Origin of the sequence: Rhizobium sp. PL01 (assembly GCF_033447125.1) — a bacterium.
In the GTDB taxonomy this organism is placed as follows: Bacteria; Pseudomonadota; Alphaproteobacteria; order Rhizobiales; family Rhizobiaceae; genus Pararhizobium.
On the sequence record NZ_JAWQUM010000001.1, the window covers coordinates 60,985 to 83,744 of the forward strand.

The 22,760-nt window shown below is 59.9% G+C and carries 18 protein-coding genes; 7 read left to right on the plus strand and 11 right to left on the minus strand.

All coding sequences use genetic code 11. The features are described from left to right. Positions 1-6: 6 nt before the first annotated feature. The 8 genes from R6X40_RS00265 to R6X40_RS00300 form a co-directional block, all read right to left on the minus strand. Positions 7-1,152, minus strand: a complete 1,146-nt coding sequence (locus tag R6X40_RS00265) for a glycosyltransferase family protein (RefSeq protein ID WP_318410013.1) — start codon at positions 1,150-1,152, stop codon at positions 7-9. Further along, complete coding sequence (locus R6X40_RS00270; protein ID WP_318410014.1) at positions 1,149-2,396, minus strand: glycosyltransferase; 1,248 nt, start codon at positions 2,394-2,396, stop codon at positions 1,149-1,151. Before R6X40_RS00270 ends, R6X40_RS00265 begins: the two co-directional genes overlap by 4 nt. Then, on the minus strand, positions 2,393-3,613 hold the full coding sequence (locus R6X40_RS00275) for a glycosyltransferase family protein (RefSeq protein WP_318410016.1): 1,221 nt from the start codon (positions 3,611-3,613) through the stop codon (positions 2,393-2,395). Before R6X40_RS00275 ends, R6X40_RS00270 begins: the two co-directional genes overlap by 4 nt. 72 nt (positions 3,614-3,685) lie before the next feature. Then, entirely contained in the window at positions 3,686-4,861 is a 1,176-nt protein-coding gene (locus tag R6X40_RS00280) for an ABC transporter permease (protein ID WP_318410017.1), read from the minus strand. Further along, complete coding sequence (locus tag R6X40_RS00285; protein ID WP_318410019.1) at positions 4,858-5,856, minus strand: ABC transporter permease; 999 nt, start codon at positions 5,854-5,856, stop codon at positions 4,858-4,860. Before R6X40_RS00285 ends, R6X40_RS00280 begins: the two co-directional genes overlap by 4 nt. Positions 5,857-5,858: 2 nt before the next feature. Beyond that, positions 5,859-7,760 (minus strand): ABC transporter substrate-binding protein, encoded by a 1,902-nt coding sequence (locus R6X40_RS00290; RefSeq protein ID WP_318410021.1) that lies wholly within the window; start codon positions 7,758-7,760, stop codon positions 5,859-5,861. After that, entirely contained in the window at positions 7,757-9,658 is a 1,902-nt protein-coding gene (locus R6X40_RS00295) for an ABC transporter ATP-binding protein (protein ID WP_318410022.1), read from the minus strand. The genes R6X40_RS00290 and R6X40_RS00295 overlap by 4 nt, the downstream gene beginning before the upstream one ends. A gap of 257 nt (positions 9,659-9,915) precedes the next feature. After that, positions 9,916-11,265, minus strand: a complete 1,350-nt coding sequence (locus R6X40_RS00300; protein WP_318410023.1) for an adenylate/guanylate cyclase domain-containing protein — start codon at positions 11,263-11,265, stop codon at positions 9,916-9,918. Between the two features lie 264 nt (positions 11,266-11,529). Between R6X40_RS00300 and R6X40_RS00305 the strand changes: the two genes are divergently transcribed. Beyond that, positions 11,530-12,873 carry a nucleotide sugar dehydrogenase gene (locus R6X40_RS00305; protein WP_318410025.1) on the plus strand — a complete coding sequence of 448 codons (1,344 nt, stop codon included), beginning with the start codon at positions 11,530-11,532 and terminating at the stop codon, positions 12,871-12,873. Between the two features lie 23 nt (positions 12,874-12,896). Here the strand turns inward: R6X40_RS00305 and R6X40_RS00310 are convergent, their stop codons facing one another. Continuing rightward, the gene (locus tag R6X40_RS00310; protein ID WP_318410028.1) at positions 12,897-14,075 is read right to left on the minus strand and encodes a DUF3095 domain-containing protein; all 1,179 of its coding nucleotides are present in this window, start codon (positions 14,073-14,075) and stop codon (positions 12,897-12,899) included. A 201-nt stretch (positions 14,076-14,276) separates the two neighbouring features. Here R6X40_RS00310 and R6X40_RS00315 point away from each other — a divergent pair, with 201 nt between their 5' ends. Next, the gene (locus R6X40_RS00315; RefSeq protein WP_318410030.1) at positions 14,277-14,759 is read left to right on the plus strand and encodes a class I SAM-dependent methyltransferase; all 483 of its coding nucleotides are present in this window, start codon (positions 14,277-14,279) and stop codon (positions 14,757-14,759) included. A 40-nt stretch (positions 14,760-14,799) separates the two neighbouring features. Here the strand turns inward: R6X40_RS00315 and R6X40_RS00320 are convergent, their stop codons facing one another. Beyond that, a complete protein-coding gene (locus R6X40_RS00320; RefSeq protein WP_318410031.1) occupies positions 14,800-15,663 on the minus strand; it encodes an FkbM family methyltransferase in 864 nt (287 codons plus the stop codon). 93 nt (positions 15,664-15,756) lie between these two features. Beyond that, positions 15,757-16,833 (minus strand): LacI family DNA-binding transcriptional regulator, encoded by a 1,077-nt coding sequence (locus R6X40_RS00325; protein ID WP_318410032.1) that lies wholly within the window; start codon positions 16,831-16,833, stop codon positions 15,757-15,759. 177 nt (positions 16,834-17,010) lie between these two features. Between R6X40_RS00325 and R6X40_RS00330 the strand changes: the two genes are divergently transcribed. From R6X40_RS00330 to R6X40_RS00350, 5 genes are all read left to right on the plus strand, one after another. After that, positions 17,011-17,994, plus strand: a complete 984-nt coding sequence (locus R6X40_RS00330; RefSeq protein WP_318410033.1) for an ABC transporter substrate-binding protein — start codon at positions 17,011-17,013, stop codon at positions 17,992-17,994. Positions 17,995-18,078: 84 nt separating this feature from the next. Continuing rightward, the gene (locus R6X40_RS00335) at positions 18,079-19,575 is read left to right on the plus strand and encodes a sugar ABC transporter ATP-binding protein (protein WP_318410034.1); all 1,497 of its coding nucleotides are present in this window, start codon (positions 18,079-18,081) and stop codon (positions 19,573-19,575) included. 1 nt (position 19,576) lies between these two features. Then, a complete protein-coding gene (locus tag R6X40_RS00340) occupies positions 19,577-20,575 on the plus strand; it encodes an ABC transporter permease (protein WP_318410036.1) in 999 nt (332 codons plus the stop codon). Between the two features lie 7 nt (positions 20,576-20,582). Next, a complete protein-coding gene (locus R6X40_RS00345; RefSeq protein ID WP_318410037.1) occupies positions 20,583-21,566 on the plus strand; it encodes an ABC transporter permease in 984 nt (327 codons plus the stop codon). A 218-nt stretch (positions 21,567-21,784) separates the two neighbouring features. Beyond that, positions 21,785-22,750 carry a sugar-binding transcriptional regulator gene (locus R6X40_RS00350; protein WP_318410039.1) on the plus strand — a complete coding sequence of 322 codons (966 nt, stop codon included), beginning with the start codon at positions 21,785-21,787 and terminating at the stop codon, positions 22,748-22,750. The last annotated feature ends 10 nt before the right edge of the window (positions 22,751-22,760 follow it).

A 22,760-nucleotide genomic window follows, 5' to 3' on the forward strand; every position in this document is an offset into this window, starting at 1 on the left:
CGGCGGTCAGACAAGCCCCCGCAAAATCTCGGCGGTGCGCTGTGCGCCGTCGAGGTCGAGGCTGTGGGGCGGACGGTCCGGCGCTGCCAAGGCGGCTTCGATCGCACGCGTCATGCTGTCCGCCGAAAGATCGTTTTCGCTCAGGACATGCGCCAGTCCAAGCTTTTCGAGACGTTCGGCCCGGACCGTCTGCTCGGTTTCGCCACCGGCGGTAAAGGGAATGAGCAGGGCATGGCATCCGGCGCGCAGGATATCGCAAACCGTGTTGTAGCCTGCCTGTGACACCGACAGCTTGGCAGCGGCCAAAAGGCTCGCGAAGTCGGGACGGAAACGGTAGACGCTGACATGCGCAGGCGCATCCGCTGCGATCGCGTCGAAATCGGACTGCGGCAGGTTGGGGCCGGTGATCAGCGCCCAGGACAGCGGCTTATCGATCGATTTTGCTGCTTCAAGCGCCGCGCGGATCAAGGCGTTGCCAACGGCACCACCACCCGCCGAGACGATCACGTCGAACCGTTCGGTTGGCTGTGCGGGGGCAGGGGCTGCCACCAGTCCGGTATAGATCACTTTGTCGATGATATCGGCTGCCAGTGGAAACGTATCTTCCAGTCGGGCAAAGGCCGGATCGCCATGCACCAGAACCCGGTCGAAAAATTGCTTCACCAGCGCGACCGTTTCCTCGTCACGGCCGGGCTTGGAGCGTTCCTGTAGGATATCGCGCAGCGATGTGACGACAAGCGGCTTCTTGTCCATTGCTGCAATCGCATCGAGCAGCGGCAACAGTTCGAAACGGACCTGGCGGCGGCCGAAGGGGAAAGCCTCGATGACGACGATATCGGGCCGGCTTTGGTGAAACGCTGCGAGCAGCCGCGCCTTGCGATTATCCTTGAAGGCATCGTCGACCGGATTGCCATCGATGTCGGCAAGCCCCGAAAAACCGGCATCGCCCGAGGTTATCGGCGGCAGGGCGACGTGATGAACCAGAGGGCCGGGAAAGCCGCTGACGGGTGTTCCGCCGGTGACGACTGTGACGTCGAAACCGTCTTCGGCCAGCGCACGGGCGATGCGGCTTGCCCGGGCAAGATGTCCGATGCCAAGCAGGTGCTGGACGTAGAAGAAGGCGCGGGGGCCGGTGGTTTGGCTATCGGTCATCGCGCGCTCCGCCATTCACTCTCGAACAGGTCTTTCAGCTGACGGATGCTGGTTTGATGATCAAAGTGACTCCGCACCTTGCGTTCGGCTGCTTCCCCAAGCCGCTGGCGCAGTGCCGGATCGCGGATGGCTTTTTCAAGTGCTGCGGCCAGCGCCTGCGGGTCTTCCGGCGGTACGACAAAGCCGTTTTCTCCATCGACGAGTAGCTCTGGTATTCCGGAAATATCAGTCGATATGCAGACCAGTGCCTGGCTTGACGCCTCGACAATCACGTTCGGCAAGCCATCGCGGTCACCATCGGCGGTGATGCGGCAGGCAAGGGCAAAGATATCGGCGTCGCGATATTGCTGCAGCACTTCGGTTTGCGACAGGGATCCGTGCCAGACGATCTTTTGATCAATGCCGAGTTCCGATGCGAGTGCCTGCAACTTTTTCAAAAGATCGCCGCCACCGATATGCACGAACCGCCAATTGAGATCGGCGGGCAGGCGGCTCAGCGCCCGCAGCAGGATGTCGAAGCCCTTCTTCTCGACTGCACGGCCAACGCTGACGATCGTCACCGGACGGGCCGGATCGGAACCGTCATAGGCCGGGCGGGTCCCCTCAAACGGGCCGAACCGGCTCAGATCGAGGCCGTGATAACTGAGATGCACATTCGGATTGCCGCCGGCCAGATGGCGCAGGTGCTCAAAGCCGGTCTGCGTACAGGTCACGGTCCAGCGCGTGCTGGCGAGCTTGCCGGCCAATTCCCATTCCGGCGACGTCCAGATGTCCTTGGCATGGGCCGAGCAGGTCCAGCCGATGCCGGTGATCATGCTGGCATAGCGAGCGACGGAGGCCGGGGTGTGGATGAAATGCGCGTGCAGCCACTCGCCGCCGTTTGGCCACTCGGCTGACAGGACCATCGCCTGGCCAAAGCGGCGGAACCGATTGCGTGTCCGGTCGCGCCAGAGATCACGAAAGAAAGCCGGTAAAGCGCGCCAGAAACCGGGCTTGGCCAGACAGTGGAGAAGCGCACGGGCAACCCGGGCAGGCTCTTCGTGCAGATATTCGGGCAGGTAATGGACCGGCGCGCGGATTTCGTCATGGATCGGATGACGTTTCTTGTCCGTCGGCCGGCGCAGCGCCACCAGTTCGAGGTCGAAACCTGCTCTTTCCAAGCCAAGCAGCTCCTGGGCGATGAAGGTTTCCGACAGGCGCGGATATCCCTTCAGGACCACGACGATCTTGCGGCGTTGGGTCAATTCTGGCTCAATCCTTTGGCGACACTCAAATGTTCACGATCGCGGCGGCCAAGCCATTCTCCGACGATCTGCGATATGTTCGCCAGACCTTCGAGTGTCATGCCCTTGGCGCTCTTGGACGGTGGGTCGCGATCCGGCAGGGCCTTGAGTGCAGCGGCAAAGCGCATGGGATCAGCGGCTTCCTCGGGCAGAAGCATGTCGATCAAGCCCAGTTCTGCGGCGCGGCTGGCCCGGATAAGCTGTTCTTCACGCGGCATCACCCTGGGAACGATCAGCGCCGGTTTGTCGAAGGACAGGATCTCGCAATAGGTGTTGTAGCCGCCCATTGCGACCACGGCCTTTGCGCCGGCGATCAGTTCCTCCATGCGATTGTCGAATTCGATCACCTCGAGATAAGGGATCTTCGCACATTTCAGCAACAGTTTGTGGCGCTGCTTGACCGGCATATAGGGGCCAAGCACGATCAGCGACTTGTGCGTCAGGGTCGGGTCTTCCTGATAGGCATCGACCACATCGTGGATCAGGTCGGAGCCGTCGCCGCCGCCGCCGGTGGTGATCAGAATGTAGTCGCCCTTCGGCTTGTGTTCGGATTCGACATCCTGCGAGACGCTTCTTTGCAAAAAGCCGACAAAATCCATTTTGGCGCGGACGGCCGGGGGGACGTCGAGGCCAACAAGCGGATCGTAGAAATCCGGCGGGCCATAGACCCAGACGCTGTCATAGAACTGGCCGATCTTGCGCATGACGTCATTGCGTTTCCATTCCGCATCAAGCAGATGCGGCGCGTCCATGACTTCGCGCAGGCCGAGAACCAGAGTGGTTCCCTGTTTTTTCAAGTAGGCCAGCGTCTCCTCGACTTCGCCCTGCAGGCCCATCGGTTCCTTGTCGACGATGAAGATGTCCGGCTGGAAGGTCTCCGCCGTGTGGCGGATGATCGACTTGCGCATCTTCATCGTCTCGTGCAGATCGATATGCCTGTCCATCGACGTGTATTCACCGTTGCGCAGCTTGATGACGCTGGGGATCTTTACAAAATCGACGCGCGCCCGGTAGTCGAACGCACCGGCTATCGTTGCGCCGGAAATGATCAGGATATTGACGCCGCGATAATCCTCGACCAGCGAATGCGCAATCGTCCGGCATCGCCTCAGGTGTCCGAGGCCGAACGTATCGTGGCTGTACATCAGGATGCGGGCGTCTTCGATCCGGCGGGTCATGAGCGGAGCCTCTTATCTCCCATGGCGCTGCCAATCTCCGTCAGGAGTGTCCTCAGCATATCGGTATCCACTTCACTTATACGGATCGGCAGCATCGCGCAGCCCGTCGCCCAGAAAGTTGAACGCCAGAATCACGAGAATGACCGGGATGATTGGAAACAACAGCCAGGGATAAAAAGCAATGACGCTGACGCTGCGGGCTTCGGTCAAAAGAATACCCCAGCTTGTGATCGGCGGGCGGAGACCGAGGCCAAGGAAGCTCAGCGCTGTCTCGCCGAGGATCATGCCAGGGACCGCAAGCGTCGCCGTGGCGATCAGGTGCGACATGAAGCCAGGCACCAGATGACGGCCGATGATCCGGCTCGATCCGGCGCCCATCAGTTGCGCCGCCAGAACGTAATCCTCTTCGCGCAGGGCAAGCAGTTTCGAGCGCACGGCGCGCGCCAGCCCTGTCCAGTCGAGCAGACCAAGAATAGCGGTGATGCCGAGATAGATCAGGATCGGACTCCAGGTGACCGGCATGATCGCCGCGAGCGCCATCCACAGCGGAATACTGGGTATCGATTGCAGCACCTCGATGATGCGTTGTGTAATCAGATCAAAGACGCCGCCATGATAACCCGCAAGTCCGCCGATGGTGATGCCCAGCACAAAGCTCATGGTGATACCGAGCAGGCCGATGGTCAAGGATATCCGGGCTCCATAAAGGATACGTGACAGCACGTCGCGGCCGAGGCGGTCGGTGCCCAGAAGAAACAGCTGTCCGTCCTTGGCCGGGCAGGCCAGATGGACATTGGTCTGCACGAGACCCCAGAATTTATAGCCATCGCCCCGGCAGAAGAAGCGGATCGGTTCGACCTGATCCGGCTTCTCCGTATAGATCCGGCGCAGCGTGTCCATATCGAGCGTCATCTCGCGCCCGTAGACGAATGGCCCGACGAATTTTCCATCGTGGAACAGGTGGACGCTCTGCGGGGGCGAATGGATGAAGTCGATGTTGCGGGTGTGCAGATTGTAGGGCGCCAGGAACTCGACGATGGCAATGGTCGCGTAGAGGAAGGCGAGGAAATACAGGGAAAACAGTGCAAGCTTGTGTTTCTTGAATTTCCACCACATCAGCCGCAGTTGTGATGCCTGATAGATCCGCGACTGTTCCTCCGTCATCACATCGACGGAGTGCGGATCGAAGGGCGCCGTCGAGACGTAATGCGAAAGCGGTTCGCCGGATTGGGGAAGGGATACCGTCACTTGGTGCTACCGCCTTGCAGTCTGATGCGCGGATCGAGGAATGCGAGCGCGATGTCGGAAATCAGCACGCCGATCACGGTGAGGAATGCCAGGAACATCAGGAACGAGCCGGCCAGATACATATCCTGACTTTGCAACGCTTTTATCAGCATCGGTCCTGTCGTTTCGAGCGAAAGCACGATGGCTGTGATCTCGGCGCCGGAAATGATGGCCGGCAGGATCGAGCCGATATCGGAGATGAAGAAGTTGAGTGCCATGCGCAGCGGATATTTGACCAGCGCCCGGAACGGATGCAAGCCCTTGGCGCGGGCAGTCACGACATATTGTTTCTGCAGCTCGTCCAGCAGATTGGCGCGCAGGCGGCGGATCATGCCGGCAGTGCCGGCCGTGCCGACGATCAGCACGGGTATCCACAAATGTTCGAGAATGGACTTCGCCTTCTCCCAGCTCATCGGTTCGGCCAGATATTTCTGGTCCATCAGATGGCCGATCGAGGTGCCGAACCAGATATTGGCAAAATACATCAGGATCAGCGCGAACATGAAGTTCGGGATGGCGATGCCGATCAATCCGAGGAAGGTCAGCCCGTAATCGCCCCAGCTGTACTGATGCGTGGCGGAATAGATGCCGATCGGGAAGGCGATCAGCCAGGTGAACAGGATGGTGACGAAGGAGACCAGCACCGTCAGCCAGAGCCGGTCGCCAACCACCTCGTTGACTGGCAGCTGATACTCGAACGAATAGCCGTAGTCGCCATGCAAAAGGCCTGTAGCCCAATGGAAGTAGCGGATCACCGGCGGCTGATCGAAGCCGTACTCCTTGCGCAAAGCGTCGATCTCGGCGGTGTCCACAGCTTCGCCCTGGGCGCGAAGTTCGGCTATGTAACTCTCGAAATAATCGCCAGGCGGCAGTTCGATGATCGTGAAAACCAGCGCTGAAATGATCACAAGCGTCGGGATCATCGCCAGGATACGCCAGAAAATGTAACGCAACATGGTCAGCTAACCTCTTCGCTGTACCAGAACGTATCTGGCATGTAGACCCCGAGATAACAGGTCGGGTCGAAGCCGTAGAGGCCTTTTTCGGGAATGTTGCGAATATAGGCGGAGTGCATCACCGGCTGGAGCGCGGCGTTGACGATACCGATCGAAAAGACGTTCTGCGTATAGATTTCCAGCATTTCGTGCCAGATGCGTGTCCGTTCTCCGGTATCGACCGTCTTTCGCCATTGCTTCACCAGGTCGATCAGCTTGATCGCTTCCGGCAATTCCGGCGCACTGCCGTTTTGTCCGATGGACAGATAGTACATACCCCAAACGGGCCATTGAAACTGGTCGTCTCTGCTCGGCGCAAGATCGCCGGGGTTCATATCGGCGGTGGGCACCCCATTTTCGATGCCTGACCACATCGACATCATGATCTCGCCACCCATCGTGCGGCTGCTGAAAACGTCCCGTTGCGAGGTCTTGATAAAAAGTGCCAGACCGATCTTCGCCCAATGGTCCTTGACGAGTTCCAGCACGTCGGTCTCGAGTGTACTCTCACCCGCAGTCTCGACGACGATCTGGGCCTCCCGTCCGTCGGGTAGCAGCCGTATGCCGTCGCTGTTGCGTTGCGTCAGGCCGACCTCGTCGAGCAGCCTGTTGGCCTGATCGGGATCGTGGTTTGCCCAGGCAGCCGCATATTCCGGCTTGAACAGCGGGCTCTCCTCCAGGATCGTATCTGCGCTTTCCTTGGCGAGCCCGTAGAAGCTGACCATGTTGATTTCATGCCGGTCGATGGCCAGAGACAGGGCGCGGCGGACCCGCACGTCCCAGAACAGGTCGCGCCACACCTTGTCGCTGCAATTGAGATTAGGCAAAAGCGCGAGGCGAGAGCCTTGTGTTCTTTTCCAGAGATTGACCTTCACCGGATAGCGTTTTTCCGCATCCTTGAAGAAAGCATAGTCGGAAAAATCGACGCCGGTGGACTGTAGGTCGGTTTCCCCCGCGCCAGTCTTGGCCGCGATGATTTCCGACGAGCTGACATTGAGCAGCCAGCGATCGATGTAGGGCAGTTGCAGGCCGTTTTCGTCGACCCGGTGGAAGAAGGGGTTGCGGTCGAACACGAATTGCTCGGCCGGCGGCGCGGTGCGCGGCATCCACGGATCCAGCGACGGCAGGTCCGGATTTTCAGGCCGGTACTGGCGCGACATCTTGATGTGCAGATCGGCCCATTTCTTGACCCGGTACTGCTTCATCAGTGCCGACAGGCGGAAATCGTCCTGATATTTTTTATGGAAGTGCCGCATATAGGCCGACGGCATCAGGATGACGACCGGCGACGCGGCGGCAAGGCCTGGAAGGAAGTCCGGGTTCGGCACCTTCCAGGTGTAGCGAACCGTCAGCTCGTCGATGATCTCGAACGTCGGCCCTTCGCCGTCAGCGAGAAGCTCGCGCTGGATGCCGCCCTTGCGCAAATCCTTGTTGAGGATGACGTCTTCCCAAGTATAGCGGAAATCCTCGGACGTCAGGTAGCTGCCGTTCGACCAGCGGTGGCCGTCACGAATCTTGAAGGTGAAAATCCGGCCTTCCTGAACGTCGAAGCTTTCCAGAATGTCGGGCTGGAACTGCAGGCCCTCGGTATAGCCGACCAGACGGGCATAGCCGTTGATCGTCATCATCCGGATATCCTTCTGGCTGCCGATCAGCATGCGGACGGTGCCGCCGTACTTTCCGGGCTGCCGGCCCATAGCGGTCAGATTGACGAGCCGTGGGTTCTTCGGAATGCGGTCAGGCAGGTCAGGCAGGGCCTGAGCCCGCAGAAAGGGCCGCAGGAATGGCGGCTCCGGGGTCGCTCGGGCGACGCCAGGGACGAGAGCGGTGGCAAGCAGGCCAAGGGTAGTGCGTCGCGTGATCATGGTACGAGCTCCCTGACATCGGCGGTTTTTCGCGCCAGAACAAGATGGCCGTTGCCGAGGTCTGCTGTCCCCAGCACATTTCCATCGCCATCATCGGAAAAATGTTTGCCCCAACTGCGCTTGTCGCCAGCGCCGCTTGGGTTGAGCATGGAAAAATTGAGCGGCCGATCGAGATCGGGGAAGGGTACGGCGGCCAGCAGCGATTTCGTGTAGGGGTGAACGGGCGCTTCCATCAGCGTCTCGCGCGGCGCGATCTCGACGATACGGCCGCCGCACATGACCGCGATCCGGTCGGCCATGTAATCGACGACGGCAAGGTTGTGCGAGATGAACAGATAGGTAAGCCCCAGCTCCTTCTGCAGATCTTTCAGCAAGTTTAGGATCTGCGCCTGAACCGACACATCGAGTGCAGAGACCGGTTCGTCGCAGATCAACAGGTCAGGTCCGAGCGCAAGCGCTCTGGCAATGCCGATGCGCTGGCGCTGGCCGCCGGAAAAGCTGTGCGGATAGCGATTGAGGTGGCGTTCGCCGAGACCGATCGCATTCAACAGCGCCTTGACAGTCTCGACGCGGGACTTGCCGTTGCCGCGCCCATGGATCTCCAGCGGCTCGCTCAGGATGTTCTGCACCGTCATGCGTGGTGACAGCGATGAGACGGGGTCCTGGAACACCATCTGGACCTTGGTGCGCAGTTCCTGCAATCCGGAACCTTCCGCCTTCAAGACGTCGATCGGGCCGTCGCTGCTGTTGAGCATCACCGCGCCGGTGTCCGGTGTCACGGCGCGCATCAGGATCTTGCTGAGCGTGGTCTTGCCGCAGCCGCTTTCGCCAACCAGCCCAAGACATTCGCCGCGCATGATATCGAAGCTGACGCCGTCGACCGCCTTGGTTGCGGGTGAGGTATCCTTGCTGATCCAGCTCGATTTGCGGGTGGTGAAGGTCTTGCTGATGTCGCGCACCGAAAGCAGTATTTCAGGCTTCAGGGCTTCGTCTGCGGCCACCACCTTCTTCTTGCCAAGCAGATTGCTGGTGTTGACCGGAACCTCGCGCAGCGCCTTCAGGCGTTCGCCGGGCTTCATGTCGAAATGCGGAACGGCGGCCATAAGGCCTTTGAGATAGGGATGCGAGGGATTACGGAAAATCGTCTCGACCGGGCCGGCCTCCATGATCTCGCCGTGATAGATGACGACAACCTCGTCTGCGACATTGGCGACGACGCCGAGATCATGGGTGATCAAAAGCATCGCCATGTTCAGCTTGGTTTGCAGACCGCGCAGCAATTGCAGGATCTGCGCCTGGATGGTCACGTCCAGTGCGGTCGTTGGCTCGTCGGCGATCAGGAGGGAAGGGTTGCAGATCAGCGCCATGGCGATCATGGCGCGCTGGCGCATGCCACCTGACAATTCGAACGGGTACATGTCGTAGGCACGCGCCGGCTTTTGAAAGCCGACCATCCCCAGCATTTCCTCAGTGCGTTCGCGCCGTTCGCGGCTGGACATGGGGGTGTGGATTTTCAGGGATTCACTGATCTGGTTGCCGATCGTGTGCAGCGGCGACAGCGACGTCATCGGCTCCTGGAAAATCTTGCCGATGCGGTTGCCGCGCAGATTGCGAATTTCCTTGCCGTCGCGCGGCATGGACAGAAGATCAACCGGTTGCTCGCCGTGTGCCGGGTCGCGAAAGAGAATGCGGCCGCCGCAGGTGGCGGTTTTGGGCAGGATGCCCATCACTGCTTGACTGATCACGGATTTGCCCGATCCTGACTCCCCGACAAGCGCCGTCACCTTGCCCGGTAGCACGCGCAGGCTGGCGTTGCGCACAGCGTCCAACTGTCCGCCGAGCATCGCGAACGAGATACTCAGGTCCTCGATCCGCAGCAGGTCCGCGCCTGAATTCATGCCAGCAGGTGTCCTTGTTTCATGGCGGCCCGCGATCATGCGGAGCACACTTCCGGGCTCGCAGCCCGGCTTCCTCACAAAGAGACTATCCCACGGAAATTGACGTGTCCATGACCTTCGGCTGGTAAAGTTCGCACGGATATACTCACGGCGACGGCGAGCCGGCGTGATGGGGAAATGTCAATCATTCGAGCGGGATGGATCTGTTCTCTATCCCACCAATCAATCGCTGCGGATATGCGGCCGCTGGCCGATCTTTACTGCAGCAACTTGCTCCAGAGCGGGTCGCGCGGCTGCGGTTTCTTGCTGTTGCGATAAAGCAGCATGACCTGCTCGGCCTCCGATCGTGTCTCCATTGCGTTGTTGCGGATGGCTGCGCCATCGTCGAGTTTCATATTGTCTTCCCCAGGCAGAAGCACGGTGACCTTCTGGCCGACGCCGCGCAGCTTTTCCTGGCCGAGCGTCACCCAGTCGCCACCGCAATAGGTGGCGAAGGCCTGGCTCGCGACGATCGGGTGGGTGTATTTCTTGGTCAGGCCCTGTAGCCTCTCCACCTCGTTGACGGCGGCGCCGAAGGCTGAAAAGGTCAGGCGGTCGTTGAGGCCGACATTGCCGAACATGACATTGCCGACGTGCAATCCGATCCCGTACCTGACTTCCGGCAAGTCCTGCTTTTGACGGCCGGCATTCAGTTCGGCCATGTGCGCGGCTGCCTGACGAACGGCAGCCATGGCCGCAAGGGCTGCGACCTGCGACGGCTCGCGGTGGCGGCCACAGGGATAGACGGCAAGAAAGCCGTCGCCGACAAAGCTCAGGATTTCGCCGCCATTGCGGCTGAACGGCGTGGCGATGGCATCGAAAAACTGGTTGAGCGTATCGATATAGACCTGCCGGCCCTCTTTTTCGGCAAGCACTGTCGATTGGCGCATGTCGGCCATGACCAAGGCTGCCCTGATGGTTTCACCATCGCCGCGCCGCGTCTGGCCGGACAGCACCCGCTTGCCGGCATTGGCACCGAGATATGTGGTCAGCATATTATCGGCGAGCTTGCCGAGAACGGCCATCTTGGCGGCGACGGCCAGATTGTTCTGGATGCGGAGCAGAGCCTCGATGACATTATCGCTGAAACCGCCATAGGCATCCGTGGACCAGGAGCCGATCATGCCCTGACCGGAGGTCTCGCCAAAGGACTGGACGAAGGCGATATAGTCGGTAACGCCCATTTCCTTCAGTTCATCGAAAATCGGAAATTCCGAGCGCATCGATGGATCGATCTGGCGGCGCATATGCTCAAGTTTATTGCTCAGGAGATAATAATAGGGGCTGTTTAGAAAGCGGTCTGGCTTTTCGTCGGCCGGGTCGGCTCGATATCCTTCGACGGTGACGCCCTGGCCGCGCAACCAGGTAAAACCCAGCGCGTCGTAGAGCGGATGCAACATCGAAAAGCTGAGATGGACGCGGCTAAGCGGCAGGCCGGAGGCAGCCAGTCTTTCGCAGAAGCCGGTTACAACCGTCTCCAGCGTTTCGCCATTCAGTGCGGCCTGCTGCAGCCAGTTCGATACGCGGTCCAGCAGGTGCGTGGAAACCGTGGTTCTATGAATATTCATTGTGTGGCGCGTCGCTTTCTCAACGAAATCCCGGCGATGGCCGGAGGTCCGGTCTGCGTTTCGATAGATCAGGCGTTTGCACCGGCTCAATATAAGTGGCGAAAATGGCAAAACCAGATTCAGAGGCGACAAAAATTGGAGAATTGTTGCGGGTGCGGCAAGAGGCGCCGCCGGTGCAGTCCTTGACTTCACGCCCGTTTATCCTCAACTGACCCTCATCCGCAAAGGCGCTTCAGCGCGTCACGACCAGTCGAGAACACGCATTTGACCGTCCATTCTTCCGTGAGCGAGGCTCTCCTTTCGAAGATCGCAGACCGTAGCGCCCGTGCGGGTGTGATCGGTCTCGGCTATGTCGGCCTGCCGCTGGCGATCACCGCCGCCCGCAACGGCTTTACTGTCACTGGCTTTGATATCGACCCGCAAAAGATCGTCGCCATTGATGCCGGACAATCCTATATCGCCGCGGTTCCCGATGCGGTTCTCGCAACAGAAACGGGAGAAGGCCGATTTCGGGCAACGACCGACTTCAGCGAACTTGCTCAGTGTGACGTCATCGTCATCTGCGTTCCCACGCCTTTGACGAAACACCGCGATCCGGATCTGTCGTTCATTACCCGCACCTGCGATCGTATCGCCGAGACGCTGAAGCCCGGTCAGCTGATTGTTCTGGAATCGACCACCTATCCCGGCACGACGGACGAGATTGTCCGGCCGATCCTGGAAAAGACGGGCCTCACATCGACGCAGGATTTTTTTCTTGGCTTCTCGCCTGAGCGGGAAGACCCGGGCAATCGTGATTTCCATACATCAAGCATCCCGAAGGTCGTGGCCGGTGATGGCGAGGCGGCCGCAGAGCTGATGAAGGCTTTTTACGGCGCCGTCGTCCAGACTGTCGTGCCGGTGTCATCACCGGCGACGGCTGAAGCAGTGAAGCTGACCGAGAACATTTTTCGTGCGGTCAACATCGCCCTCGTCAACGAGTTGAAGGTCGTCTACGAGGCGATGGGCATCGATATCTGGGAAGTGATCGATGCGGCCAAGACCAAACCGTTCGGTTTCATGCCGTTCTATCCCGGTCCCGGCCTTGGCGGCCACTGCATCCCGATCGATCCGTTCTATCTCACCTGGAAATCCCGCGAATACGAATTGCCCACCCGCTTCATCGAGCTTGCCGGTGAAATCAATTCGGCCATGCCGAAGCATGTGGTCGGGCGGCTTGCCGAAGCACTGGATGTCCATCTTGGCAAGGCGCTCAGCCGGTCGAAGGTGCTGGTGATTGGTCTTGCCTACAAGAAGAACGTGCCGGATATCCGCGAAAGCCCGTCGCTGAAGCTGATCGAGTTGATCGAGGAGCGGGGCGGACGCGCTGACTACCACGACCCGCATGTGACGGAGATTCCAAAGACGCGCGAATATATGGCGCTGAAGGGGCGGGCCTCGGTGCCGCTGGACGAGCAATCGGTAAAGGCCTTCGATGCCGTGCTGATCGCAACGGACCACGATGCGGTCGACTATGCTGCAATCGCCCGCTGGGCGCCGTTGATCGTCGATACACGCAACGCCTTTGCCCGGCGTGGCATCGAAGGTGCCAACATCCTCAAGGCGTAACTCACCTCACCTCGTCATTGCCGTCAGGGCGTCGCTGCGGCCAAAGGCGTGGCTGCTATCTGCTTTTTCAGACGGCTGGCGGCCATCGCATAACCACCGGCGGCACCGTCGATGAAGTGCATGTGATCGCGGCTGAGCGGTGTCGGCACGATGCAGGTCATCAGCGCCGAATCCTGGCGGTGCAGGCCGAAGCGGCAGATGCCGGCGCTTGCTGCCTGCTCAAGCCGCGCTTCGATCTGGCGCAGCCGTTCCGGATCGACGTCGATGGTCATTTTCAGGCCGTCGTCGAACTTGCGGAAATCGGTGTTGCGGGCAACGTCCTGCCGGTAGAGCTTGGGATCGAACCGGCCGAGCGTCAGCCCCAAGCGATAGAGGCCGACGATCAGAAGATATTGTGCGACGATGAAAAGCCGGTGCGTGAAGCGTTTTCCCTTTGGTGCTGTGTTGGTCTCGGCTGTCAGGCCCGCCATCGACAGGCCCATCTGCGGACCTTCGGCGGCGACCGGATGGCCATCCCGTTCTTCGCCTGCTGCAAGGGCGACGATGTCGGTGACCAGGGCCTGAAAAGCGGCGAGGTTCTCCGATCCGACGGGAACTGCGATGATGGAGACGATTTCGCCATGCCGGGATTGTATCGGGTTCCAGCGGCAGGAAAGGCCGGTCAAGTCCGGTCGTGCACCGGGCTGTGCGGGTGGTACGGCAAAAAGACCTTCCTTCATGCGCGCTTCGGCCCAACTGGAGCCGCCGCCGGCAAACATCGCATAGGACACCTCCGGATTGACCTGAAAGCGGGCGACACGCACCGAAAGCCCAGCGGCTATGACATCGGCAACGGGAACAAGCGCAGCCCGGAGCGTCAGCTGCAGCTCTTCCTCAACCCAGCGCTGGACGTCGGACAGAGCATTCCGGGCCTTCTCCACACCTGAGGGCGGAACCGCGACCATGGCGCCGTCGCCACCGAAGACAAAGGGAAGGTCGTTATTCCCCAGCGCATTCAGAATGGCCGAGATGACGCTGGCACCGGCCATGTTGACGGCCTTGTAGCGGCCGGCCTCGATCGCGCCGGTGGAATCGACGATGTCCGCTGTTGCCAGAGCCCAGTCGGCGGGCAATGCCCGGTAGTTGTCGCTGTTGGCCACGCCTTCAAATTCGACGAAAACGGGAAGCGCGCTGAAGAATGTTTCGCTGGAAAGCTGGCTCATGCTTCTGAGGCTACCATATTCGCGCAGGGCAGGCGACGTGGTTTGACGGCCGGCAGTTGGAAAAGCTTGGCAGAAACAAACCCATCACTTTCCATCACGGATAGGAGCCTGAAGCAATTTTCCCGCCCTCGCGGTCGACCCATCGCTGCATCTCGTGTTAAGCGATGCAACCAGCATGATTTGAATGAATGGATGAATTAGATGAGTCGCCTTGATGGTTTTATCTCCCGCATGCACTCGCAGCGCGCTGTTCTCAACCATATCAAGGAGGCTTCGATGATCGCGCCGGATGGCGTGATCCTGGAAATCGGGCTTGGCAACGGTCGGACCTATGACCACATCCGCGAACTGTTTCCAAACAACCGGATTATCGCGTTCGATCGGGCCGTCGGGTCTCATCCCGATTCGACGCCACCGGAAGCCGATCTCATTCTTGGCGACATCAAGGAGACCATTGCCCAGTTTGCCGGCAAGGGTATCGCGTTTGCGAATGCCGATATCGGTACGGCCTATCCGGAAAAAGATGCCAAGACCTTGACCTGGCTGCCGCAGTCGATCGCATCCGCGCTGAAGACTGGCGGTGTTGCGGCAAGCGGGCTGCCGCTTGATCATCCTGACCTAGAGCCGCTGCCACTTCCAGCCGGTGCCGATCCGGGCCGGACCTATTTCTACAGGAAGCGCTGAGCAGATAGCGGAGCGCCCGTCTTTTCAGGCGGGCGGCGTTTCAGGGCAAGAGCAGAACGTCGAACTGGTTTTGCTCGATCGGCAGGGCCGTAACCTTCATCTCCACCTGACTGTCTTCATAAAAGACGATGCAGTTATCGTAGAACCCGGCCAGATAGTCGACGAAAGCCTGCGATCCGGCCGGTCCGTAAAAGACCGGTGAGAATTCCATGTAGAACGGCACGCGCCGTTCCAGCAGTGGCCGCATCGAGCGGGCGGCAACCGGCTCGTAGCCCTCGATATCCATCCAGACCAGCCCGATGTCGTCAGGTGCGACGCCCGTGTCGGCCAGCATGGCAGTGACCGGCTTGACTGGAACCTTGATCTCGATATCCCGGTCGCTCTGGCGCAGTGCGCTGCTTTTGCCGTGATTGTCCCTGTGCATGAAGAAATCGAGCGTGCCTTCGCTCTCGCCGGCGGCGGTGTTGATCGCGGTGATTTGCTCGCCCAAGCCGTTCTGGTCGATATTGGTGGTGAGAAGTTTGAAGTTGCGCGGATCCGGCTCCACCGTGACGATGTGGCGGAAAGCCTTGCTCAGTGCGAAATAGACGGTCTGGGTACCAATATTGCCGCCGAGTTCGAGAAGGATCCTGTCCTGTGGCAGAAGGTTTCTTTGCCGCAGAACGGCGAGCAGCCGCTCGACATTTTCGCGCTGGAAATGGCCCTTCCGGTAGATTTTCCGGCCAATATAATCGTGCGGGGAGAAGGTCATCAGATGGTCACCGCAATCGGCGGTCATCGACAGGATTTTCGGGCTGACAGCATTGACGAGCATTTCGCGGCCGATGCGGGTGGCGAGCACGCGCTTTGCAACGCGATTGCGCCATTTGCGCAGTCTGCGCTTCCAGGATTTCATCGCTTGCATGCCTTGCCCATCTCCATCGTGTGCTGATCCTCTTCAACACGAGATTGCGCTGGAAATGAAGGTGTTTCTGCGAAAGCTCCGGTCTAGGCCGGTCTAGGCCGGTTTTGCCGTCGTGCCACGCCGCACCAGCGGGCCATCGACCTTGATGGTCATCGGGCGTGGCTGCTTGCCGTGAATGGCCATGTCGATGAGGATTTCGGCCGCCTTTTGGCCCATCTCGTAGTTGGGCAGGACGAGTGTCGAGAGCGGCGGGTGGGTGTAGCGGGCCAGTTCCTGGTCGTCATAGCCCATGACGGACAGGTCTTGCGGAACACGCAGGCCCTTTTCGGCTGCCGCCTCCATGAGGCCGATCGCCATCAGGTCGTTGCCGCAGAGGATCGCTGATGGCGGATTGGGCATGGAGAGCAGGTCAAGTCCGGCCTCGTAACCGCGCAGCGGCAGCCAATCACCGTCGCGCACCAGCGTTTCGTCAAAGGCGATGTCGGCGGTTGCGAGTGCCTGCTTGTAGCCTTTCAGGCGGTCCATCGCCGCATCCATCCAAGGTTCGCCATTGATGAAGCCGATGCGCTTGTGGCCGAGGCTTGTGAGATGCGCCGTCGCGGTAAAGCCGCCGGCGACCTCGCCGGGCACGATGGCCATATGCTGGCGAGGTTCCGAATAGCAGTTGAGCAGCACGGTTGGAATGCCCTTCAGCTGCGGCGGCACGGTGACTTTGCGGGTGAAGATCGTCGCATAGATGACGCCGGCGATCGAGCGGTCGCGCAGCACCGAGCGTAGCACGGCGTCCTGCAGGTCTGGGTTGGAGCGGGTCGCATGGGCGGAAACGAGAAGCCCCTGCTCGAACGCATAATCACGAATGCCGTCGAGGCTGACAACCGGATGCGGGCTGGTGGAAATTTCATCGACGATGAAGGCGATTGTGTCCTTCTCCACATGCGGGGTCGTATCGACCTCGTTGCGAGTCATTGGTAATTTATAACCAATTTTATGAGCAGCCTCTCTGACCCGCGTCTGAGTCTCGGCCGAAATGCGTGCTCCGGACATCTCGTTGAGGATCAGCGAGACGCTGGATTGTGAGACGCCGGCAATTCTTGCAACGTCTGTCATGGTTGGCCGCCCTGCGTCTCCCTGCTTTTCGGGAGTGCTGTTGCGCCCGTTTCCTCTTGCCATCGTCCTGTCTCGCTTCCATCCCGATTTCTGCTGCGATGCAGAATTATTTTTTGTGCGCGTGCTAATAAATTAGCGCTTGACTGATAATAATATTAGCGCAAGATTTACGGATGTGAAGCGGAAAATGCTCACTGCCCGGTAGAGGAGTACCGGTAAATTTCGGAGGAGAAAATACCGATGTCCACGATTTCACGTCGCATGTTCCTGGCTGCCGCAACGGCCATGGGCGCCATCGCGCTTGCCGGCTCGGCCGCCTATGCCGAGATGCCGGCTTTGGCCAAGAAAGACACCTATAAGGTCGGTTTCGCGCAGACCGAATCCAACAATCCCTGGCGCATCGCCCAGACCGAAAGCATGAAGGCCGAAGCTGCAAAGCTCGGTTATCAGCTGGTCTATACCGATGCCGCCGGTTCCGCGGCCAAGCAGGTGGCCGACGTCAATTCAATGATCGCTCAGGGCGTCGATGTTATCTTCCTTGCCCCGCGCGAAGAAAAGCCGCTGATCCCGGCCGTCATGGCTGCCAAGAAGGCAGGTATTCCGGTCATTCTGCTCGACCGCAATGTCGATCAGGCGCTAGCCAAAGCGGGTGAAGACTACTTGACCTTCATCGGCTCGGACTTCATCGACGAAGGCAAGCGCGTAGCCGAGTGGTTGGCAAAGAACGCCAATGGCAAATCGAAGATCATCGAGCTGGAGGGCACGACTGGTTCGTCGCCTGCCAACGATCGCAAGAAGGGTTTCGACGAAGCGATCACCGCCGCCGGAGGCTTCACAATCGTTGCCTCTCAGACCGGCGATTTCGCCCGCGACAAGGGCCGTCAGGTTGCCGAAGCCCTGTTGCAGGCGCATCCAGATGCGGACGTGATCTACGCGCATAATGACGAAATGGCGATCGGCGCCATCGCAGCCATCGAGGCCGCCGGCAAGGTGCCGGGCAAGGATATTCTTGTGCTGTCGATCGACGGTGGCAAGGAAGCCGTGCAGGCTGTCGTTGATGGCAAGATCGCTGCCGTCGTTGAGTGCAATCCCCGCTTTGGACCGAAGGCTTTTGAGACGATGACGCGCTTTGCCGCCGGTGATAAGATCGAGGCATGGGTCATCAACACCGATAAGTTCTACGACGCATCCAATGCATCGACTGAACTCTCCAGCGCCTACTGATTTCCCAAGACTGTCGCTTCCGGCCGGGGTGGCATTGCCATTCCGGCCGGCTTTTCATGTCTGCTTATTGAGGATGGATGGAACATGCTGCTGTCCATGCAGGATATTTCCAAGGCTTTTTCCGGTGTTGCTGCTCTGCGATCGGCCTCGCTTGAAATCGCCGCGGGCGAGGTCATGGCGCTGGTCGGCCAGAACGGTGCCGGAAAATCGACGCTGATCAAGATTTTGACCGGCGCCTATCAACGCGATACCGGGCTGATCCGTTTCGAGGATGAAGACGTCATTTTTGCAACGCCGGGCGCCAGCCAGGCGAGGGGCATCGCGACGATCTACCAGGAAATCAACTTGGCGCCGCAGCGTTCGGTCGCCGAGAATATCTATCTGTCGCGCGAGCCGAGGACGCGGCTGGGTCTGCTCGACCGGCGGGCGATGCGCGAAGGCGCTGCTGCCGTGCTCAAGACCTTCAATCTCGACATCGACGTGGACATGCCAGTTGCCCGCTTCAGTGCCGCCACTCGCCAGATGATCGCGATTGCCCGTGCGGTTACCCAGAAAGCCCGGCTGGTGATCATGGACGAGCCGACCTCGTCGCTGGATGAACGCGAAGTCGGCGTCCTGTTCCAGACGATCCGGACGCTGAGGAAAAACGGTGTGGCGGTGCTGTTCATCGGCCACCGGCTCGATGAACTGTATGAGATCTGCGACCGCGTCACCATCATGCGTGACGGCCAGACGGTTGCGCACAGCGCCATGGCGGACATGCCGAAGATGGAGCTTGTCCGCAACATGCTCGGCAAGGAGCTGGCTGCCTTTCAGGCCATTGCCCGCGATACCGGTGACGACGAGGCAAAACCGGTGCGCTTGTCTGTCGAAAGTGCGGGGTCCGGCGTGCGGGTGCGCGATGTCAGCATGACGGTGCGCGAAGGCGAAATCTCCGGGCTTGCCGGTCTTTTGGGTTCCGGCCGCACGGAAACGGCGCGGATCATCTTCGGCGTCGACACCTTGGAGAAGGGATCGATTCGTATCGATGGCCAGGAGCGCCGCTATGGCGAACCGGCCGACGCAATTGCCGACGGTATCGGACTGGTCTCCGAGGACCGCAAGATCGACGGCATTATCCCGGATATGAGCATCCGCGAAAACATGACGCTGGCACTGCTGCCGAAACTGAAAAAGGCAGGCATTGTCGACCGCGCCCGCCAGCAGGAGATCGTCACTCGCTATATCAAGGCGCTCGGCGTTAAATGCGCCTCGCCGGATCAGCCGATCAAGGAATTGTCGGGCGGCAACCAGCAGAAGGTACTGCTCGCCCGCTGGCTCTGCACCGATCCGCGCATTCTCATCATCGACGAGCCGACGCGTGGCATCGATATCGGTGCCAAGGCGGAAATCCTCAAGCTGCTGCGCAGCCTTGCGGACGAGGGCTTGAGTGTCTTGATGATCTCTTCCGAACTTGAGGAGCTTCTGGCAGCGGCAGACCGCGTGACGGTGTTGAGCGATGGCCGGTCCGTTGCCGTCCTGAAGCGCAACGAACTCAGTGAGACGGCGCTTCTTTCCGCCATGGCCCATCAGGGGAACTGACATGACGACAATCGACACATCCGCCCCGGCCGAGCGCACTGCGCGCCTGAACACGGCGCAGTTTCTCAGTCGCTATGGCACATTCGCGGCCTTCATCCTGCTCGTTGTCTTCAACCTGATCGTCACCCCCAATTTCCTTTCCTGGCAAACACTCAACGTCAACCTGACCCAGGTTGCGACCATCGTTATCGTTGCGGTGGGCATGACATTGGTCATTGCCACGGGGGGTATAGACCTGTCGGTCGGTTCGCTGATGGCAATTGCTGGTACTGCGGCGCCGATGATCTTCATGGGCAAGCTGCTGCCGATCGAGAACATGGGCATCCTGATCATTCTCTCGTTTATCCTGCCGGTGTTGCTGGTTATGGCATTCGGATGGTTCAACGGGATGCTGGTGACGCGGTTTTCGATCCAGCCGATCATTGCCACGCTGGTGCTATTCATCGCTGGCCGCGGCATCGCGCAGGTCGCTACCAATGGCAATCTGCAGGTGTTCAAGAACCCGGATTTCCAGTTCATCGCCATGGGCCGTATCGCCGGAGTTCCGGCGCAGGTGATCATCATGATCATCGTGGCGGTGCTAGCCTATTGCCTGATCCGCTATACGGTTATCGGCCGTCAGATCATCGCCGTCGGCGGCAACGAGAAGGCGGCGCGGCTGACCGGCATTCCGGTGCGGCGGGTGAAAACCTTCGTCTACATTATCAGTGGCGCCCTTGCCGGCATTGCCGGTCTGATCGTCGTCGCCCGCAATTCGGCAAGCGATGCCAATCTGGTCGGGCTCGGCATGGAGCTTGATGCCATCGCCGCTGTTGCGGTCGGCGGTTCGCTCCTGACCGGGGGCAGGGCCAATATCATCGGTACGGTGCTTGGCGCCTTCGTCATCCAGTTGGTGCGCTATACGCTTCTGGCCAACGGCGTGCCGGATGCGGCGGCACTGATCGTCAAGGCGGGGCTGATCGTCATCGCCGTGTTCATCCAGCAACGTGCCAAGGGGTAACGGACCTATGCTGAAAACCCTTGCAAGGCCCTTCATGGCCAAATCCTCCGGGGACTTCGCCCGTCTTGGCGTGCTTCTGGCACTGGCGGGGCTGATCCTGTTCGGCGCGTTGCGCTACGACAACTTCATCTCGCCGTTCAATATCCTCAGCTTCCTGCGCTACAATTCGATGTTCGCGCTGATCGCGCTCGGCATGGCCTTCGTCATCATCACCGGTGGTATCGATCTTTCGGTCGGCGGCGTGGCGGCGATGGCAAGTGTGGTCGCGGCCTATCTGTCGCCCTATGGCTGGGTTCCGGGGCTTGCCGGCGGCATGATCGCCGGGCTGATTGCCGGCTCGATCAACGGCCTGATCATCACCCGCATGCGGATCCAGCCATTCATCGCGACGCTGGCAATGATGCTGGCGGCCTATGGCACGGCCCTGCTTCTGGCCAACAACCAGTCGGTTTCGGTGTCCTACGATACTGGCTTCACCACCATCGGGCAGGACGATTTCCTCGGGTTCCCGATCCCGGGCTGGATTGCGGCGCTCGCTTACGTTCTCGGCTGGATCTTTCTCGAGCGGCATCCGGCAGGGCGGCATGTGCTGGCCATTGGTGACGGCGAGGCGACGGCCAACCTGATGGGGTTGAAGGTCGAGAAGACGTTGTTTGGCGTCTACGCGCTGTCTGGTCTGCTTGCCGGTCTGGCCGGTGTCATCCTTGCCTCGCAGTTCGGGGCAGGGCAGCCGACCGAGGGCGTGGGCTGGGAACTGTTCGCCATCGCCTCGGTCGTGGTCGGCGGCACGCTGCTGACCGGCGGCTCTGGCTCGGTCGGTGCGACGCTGGCGGGCGCGCTGCTGCTCGCCATGGTCTTCAACATCCTCAATTTCGAAAACGGCCTCGGCTGGATTTCGCTCTCGGCCTATTGGCAGTCCGTCATTCGCGGCGCTTTTCTTCTGGTCGTCGTCGTCCTGCAGGCTAAGCTGATGAAGAAAACCGAGGCGTAAGCCTCCCTCCCATTTTTTCCTCAAGCCAATCGCGTCCGGGCAACCGGGCGCGTTTTGCGTTTGTCCTTAGTGATGCCTGGCGCTGCTGCAAGCGCATATCGAATTGGTGCGCCGCCGCATCGAACATACTTGACAAATTTTTCAGCTCATGAAAATTCTTTCAGCAATAGATAAAAATATCATGCTGTGAAAAAAATAGCAGAGACGAGGGTGGAGACATGGTTTTGGGCGGCGGTTCACTTCGGGATGACGAGTCGAGCATGGCAACGCGTGCGGCCTGGCTGCATTATGCCGGTGGGCTGACCCAGTCCGAAGTGGCCAAACGCCTTGGCCTGACCTCGCTGAAAGCCCACCGCCTGATCACCAAGGCCAACCAGGAAGGTCTGGTGAAGGTCTATATCGACGGCGAAGTTTCCGAATGTGTCGAGCTGGAGCAGAAGCTTTCCGCCCGCTATGGCCTCGATTATTGCGAAGTCGTGCCGGATTTCGACCCGGAGGAGTTGCCGCTGAAGGCGCTCGGCATTTCTGGGGCGCAATTCCTCAAACGCGAGATCGAGAAGGAAGGTTCGCTGCTGATCGGCATGGGGCATGGCCGGACGCTGGCTGCCTGTGTCGAATACCTGCCACGCACCACCAACAAGGACGTTCGCTTCGTCTCGCTGCTCGGTGGCCTGACGCGGCGGTTTTCCGCCAATCCGCATGACGTTATCCACCGGCTGGCCGAGCGTACCGGCGCTGAAGCCTATGTCATGCCGGTGCCTTTCTTTGCCAATTCGGTTGAGGACCGCGACGTGCTGTTCAATCAGCGCGGCGTCCGCGAAATCTTCGAGCTCGCCAGCACCGCTGATCTGCTGCTTGTCGGTATCGGCACTGTGGAGCGGGAAGCGTCGCTGGTGGCGACGGGCATGATCGAGAAGGGCGAGCTCGAGGAAATCAAGAATGGCGGCGGCGCCGGCGAATTGCTTGGCCATTTCTTCGACGACAAGGGCCAGCCGATCGAGACCTCGCTGTCCAACCGCACGTTCACGCTGAGCCGCGAGAATTTGAAAAACCGCCGCACGGTCGCCGTTGCCGGTGGCAAGGTGAAGGCCCGTGCCATTCGCGCCGTGCTGGAAAGCCGCTTTCTCAGCGGTCTGATCACCGACGAGAAGACGGCGCAGACGTTGATGGAGGATGCCGCCTGAAACGGCGCTG

Excerpts from the sequence above, each read along its gene's own strand:
- R6X40_RS00265 (WP_318410013.1), bottom strand. The coding sequence starts at position 1,152 with ATGACCGATAGCCAAACCACCGGCCCCCGCGCCTTCTTCTACGTCCAG.
- R6X40_RS00275 (WP_318410016.1), bottom strand. The coding sequence starts at position 3,613 with ATGACCCGCCGGATCGAAGACGCCCGCATCCTGATGTACAGCCACGAT.
- R6X40_RS00285 (WP_318410019.1), bottom strand. The coding sequence starts at position 5,856 with ATGTTGCGTTACATTTTCTGGCGTATCCTGGCGATGATCCCGACGCTT.
- R6X40_RS00290 (WP_318410021.1), bottom strand. The coding sequence starts at position 7,760 with ATGATCACGCGACGCACTACCCTTGGCCTGCTTGCCACCGCTCTCGTC.
- R6X40_RS00295 (WP_318410022.1), bottom strand. The coding sequence starts at position 9,658 with ATGAATTCAGGCGCGGACCTGCTGCGGATCGAGGACCTGAGTATCTCG.
- R6X40_RS00300 (WP_318410023.1), bottom strand. The coding sequence starts at position 11,265 with ATGAATATTCATAGAACCACGGTTTCCACGCACCTGCTGGACCGCGTA.
- R6X40_RS00310 (WP_318410028.1), bottom strand. The coding sequence starts at position 14,075 with ATGAGCCAGCTTTCCAGCGAAACATTCTTCAGCGCGCTTCCCGTTTTC.
- R6X40_RS00315 (WP_318410030.1), top strand. The coding sequence starts at position 14,277 with ATGAGTCGCCTTGATGGTTTTATCTCCCGCATGCACTCGCAGCGCGCT.
- R6X40_RS00320 (WP_318410031.1), bottom strand. The coding sequence starts at position 15,663 with ATGCAAGCGATGAAATCCTGGAAGCGCAGACTGCGCAAATGGCGCAAT.
- R6X40_RS00325 (WP_318410032.1), bottom strand. The coding sequence starts at position 16,833 with ATGGCAAGAGGAAACGGGCGCAACAGCACTCCCGAAAAGCAGGGAGAC.
- R6X40_RS00330 (WP_318410033.1), top strand. The coding sequence starts at position 17,011 with ATGTCCACGATTTCACGTCGCATGTTCCTGGCTGCCGCAACGGCCATG.
- R6X40_RS00335 (WP_318410034.1), top strand. The coding sequence starts at position 18,079 with ATGCTGCTGTCCATGCAGGATATTTCCAAGGCTTTTTCCGGTGTTGCT.
- R6X40_RS00340 (WP_318410036.1), top strand. The coding sequence starts at position 19,577 with ATGACGACAATCGACACATCCGCCCCGGCCGAGCGCACTGCGCGCCTG.
- R6X40_RS00345 (WP_318410037.1), top strand. The coding sequence starts at position 20,583 with ATGCTGAAAACCCTTGCAAGGCCCTTCATGGCCAAATCCTCCGGGGAC.
- R6X40_RS00350 (WP_318410039.1), top strand. The coding sequence starts at position 21,785 with ATGGTTTTGGGCGGCGGTTCACTTCGGGATGACGAGTCGAGCATGGCA.